Genomic DNA, 3,336 nt, shown 5'->3' on the forward strand with positions numbered 1-3,336 from the left:
GCGTGGGAATGCTTCAAGGGACGCTCCGCGTCCAGTGACGCGGAGCGTCACGGGCTGCATTCCCACGCGGAGCGTGGGAACGATCATTACTGTGCCTGTTCCAGCGCCACACCCGCGCCCATCAGGCCGGAATATGGCGCCGTCACCAGCCACACCGGGATGCCTTTGAAGTAATCGCTCATGCAACCCTTGTCGGCAAAGCATCGGGCAAATCCGCTTTCTACGAAGAAATCGGCAAACCGCGGGATCACGCCACCGACGATGTACACGCCACCGCGCGCCCCGGTGGTCAGCACGTTGTTGCCGGCCACGCGACCGAGCCAGCAGCAGAACTGCTCCAGCACTTCCAGCGCAATCGGATCGCCCGCCAGCCCGGCAGCGGTGATCGCTTCCGGTGTTTCGAGCACGGGCGTGTGACCGTCCACAGCGCAAATCGCCCGGTACACCCGTGGCAAGCCGCCGCCGCTCAACGCGGTTTCAGCGCTGACATGACCGACCTCATTGAAGATGTGTTGCCACAACTGCGTTTCCCGCGGGCTACTCAGCGGCAGATCGACGWGACCGCCTTCCCCGGGCAACGCGGCAAAACGCCCTTCGCCGAGATCCAGCAAGGTACCGACGCCAAGGCCCGTACCCGGGCCAATCACCACCGCCGGTCGCAACGGTTCCGGGGTGCCTTCGCAGACCACCCGGAATTCGCCCGGCTGCAAACGGGTCATGCCCAGCGCCATCGCCGAAAAATCGTTGACCAGTAACAGTTGATCGACCTGCAAGGTCTTGCAGAAACCCTTGCGGCTCAGTCGCCAGTGATTGTTGGTGAACCTGAATTCATCGCCGCTCACGGGACCGGCCACCGACAGGCACACCGAACCGATCGAACCCAACGCCAGACCGAGCCCGCTCAGATAGAGGGCGATCGCCTCCTCCGGGCTGGCGAAATCTGCCGTCGCCAGCACCTGGACCGATTCCAGTTGCTGGTTTTTCCACAACGCGAAACGAGCGTTGGTCCCACCGATGTCACCGACCAAAGCCAGTTTCAATTAAGCGTCTCCAGGGCAGAAGTAAAGGCGCTGGCGCCCTGCTCTGCGGAGCTGAAGGCCATGCGCATGAAACCAAACAGTTCGCGTCCGCTGCCAATGTTATTGCCCAACAGGCCCTTGGCAGGTTCGCGCGCTGCAAATTCTTCGGCGTCCACCTTAAGCTCCAGGGTGCCTTTGACGCCATCGACGCGGATGATATCGCCCTCTTGCACCCGCGCCAAAGCGCCGCCGACATAAGCTTCGGGGCTGACGTGAATTGCCGCCGGGATTTTCCCCGAGGCGCCGGACATGCGTCCGTCCGTCACCAGCGCCACTTTGAAGCCTCGATCCTGCAACACGCCGAGGAACGGCGTCATCTTGTGCAGCTCCGGCATGCCGTTGGAACGCGGGCCCTGGAAGCGCATCACCGCGACAAAATCTTTCTCCAGCAAACCGGCCTTGAACGCATCGGCCAGGTCCTGTTGATCCTGGAACACCATGGCCGGTGCTTCGACAATCTGGTTTTCCAGCGCCACGGCCGAGACTTTCATCACACCGCGACCGAGGTTGCCTTCCATCACGCGCAAACCGCCTTCTGGCGAGAATGCCCGAGCGACCGGGCGCAGGATGCTTTCGTCGAGGCTGTCGGTCACGCCTTCGCGCCAGACCAGTTCGCCGTTATCGAGGAACGGCTCCATCGTGTAACGGCGCAGGCCGTGACCAAGCACAGTGTTGACGTTTTCGTGGAGCAGCCCGGCGTCCAGCAATTCGCGGATCAGGAACGACATGCCGCCCGCGGCCTGGAAGTGATTGATGTCGGCTTTGCCATTCGGGTAGACGTGGCTCAGGGTCGGCACGACTTCAGAGAGGTCGGCCATGTCCTGCCAGGTCAATTGAATGCCCGCCGCCATGGCGATGGCCGGCATGTGCAAGGTGTGGTTGGTCGAACCGCCGGTGGCGTGCAGTGCCACGATGGAGTTGACCAGCGAACGCTCGTCGACAATTTCGCCAATCGGCATGAAGTCGCCGTTCTGCTTGGTCAGGCGGGTGACCTGATGCGCCGCTTCGCGGGTCAGGGCATCGCGCAACGGCGTGTTCGGATTGACRAAGGACGCGCCCGGCAAGTGCAGCCCCATCACTTCCATGAGCAACTGGTTGGTGTTGGCGGTGCCGTAGAACGYGCAGGTGCCAGGGCTGTGGTAGGAATTCATTTCCGACTCCAGCAGCTCTTCGCGGCTGGCCTTGCCTTCGGCGTAGCGCTGGCGCACATCGGCTTTCTGCTTGTTGGAAATGCCCGAGACCATCGGCCCGCCCGGCACAAAAATCGTCGGCAGATGACCGAAGCGCAACGCACCCATCATCAGGCCCGGCACGATCTTGTCGCAGATGCCGAGCATCAGCGCGCCGTCGAACATGTTGTGGGACAACGCCACGGCGGTGGACATAGCGATTACTTCGCGGCTCGGCAGGCTCAGTTCCATGCCCGGTTCGCCCTGGGTCACGCCATCGCACATGGCCGGGGTACCGCCAGCGAACTGGCCGACCGAACCGATCTCGCGCAGCGCTCGTTTGATCTGTTCCGGGAAGACTTCGTACGGCTGGTGCGCCGAGAGCATGTCGTTATATGACGAAACTATGGCGATGTTGGCGGAGTTCATCATCCGCAGGCTGTTTTTGTCTTCAGTGCCGCAACCCGCCACGCCGTGGGCGAAGTTGGCGCATTGCAGCTTGCCGCGCATCGGACCGTCGCTGGCGGCACCACGAATCAGTGCAAGGTAGGCCTCACGCGTGGCGCGGCTACGGGCGATAAGCCGTTCGGTGACCTCAAGGACGCGGGGATGCATGTGTAGAACTCCAGGCTAACGGATGTGGCGACCTGATTGTCTATGCTGAGCAAGAACCGTTGTGRTTGGGATGACAGACGGTTTTCTTGATCGGTCGGACCAGTTGATCAGGTCACTCGTTGTAGATTGAACAAAATATTGCCATTAAAAACGCTTGTTTTCTATTTTTATGCGAATAATCTTGTAATTCCAACAACAAAACGACGGCGGCGCTGTAAATGACTCTTCGAATTGCAATCAATGGTTTTGGCCGGATTGGCCGCAACGTCCTTCGCGCACTGTATACCCAAGGCTATCGTCAGGATCTTCAGATCGTTGCCATCAATGATTTGGGCGACAGCGCAATCAACGCCCATTTGCTCAAGTTTGACACTGTTCATGGCACGTTCGACGCCGATGTTCAGCACGACCGCGAGAGTCTGACAGTCAACGGCGACCGCATTGCCGTCAGCGCCATTCGCAACCCGGCCGAC

General features: G+C 60.7%; 3 protein-coding genes. 1 reads left to right on the forward strand and 2 read right to left on the reverse strand.

Translation table 11 applies throughout. The features are described from left to right. Positions 1–86: 86 nt before the first annotated feature. Positions 87–1,040: a glucokinase gene (locus AC1DRJ_RS22215; protein WP_477804032.1), complete on the reverse strand. Its 954-nt coding sequence runs from the start codon at positions 1,038–1,040 to the stop codon at positions 87–89. After that, positions 1,037–2,863 (reverse strand): phosphogluconate dehydratase, encoded by a 1,827-nt coding sequence (edd, locus tag AC1DRJ_RS22220; RefSeq protein WP_477804033.1) that lies wholly within the window; start codon positions 2,861–2,863, stop codon positions 1,037–1,039. The genes AC1DRJ_RS22215 and edd overlap by 4 nt, the downstream gene beginning before the upstream one ends. A gap of 218 nt (positions 2,864–3,081) precedes the next feature. Here edd and AC1DRJ_RS22225 point away from each other — a divergent pair. After that, a partial coding sequence (locus tag AC1DRJ_RS22225; protein WP_477804034.1) for a glyceraldehyde 3-phosphate dehydrogenase NAD-binding domain-containing protein occupies positions 3,082–3,336 on the forward strand: 255 nt, incomplete at its 3' end.

The organism is Pseudomonas sp. P5_B2 (genome assembly GCF_056400445.1).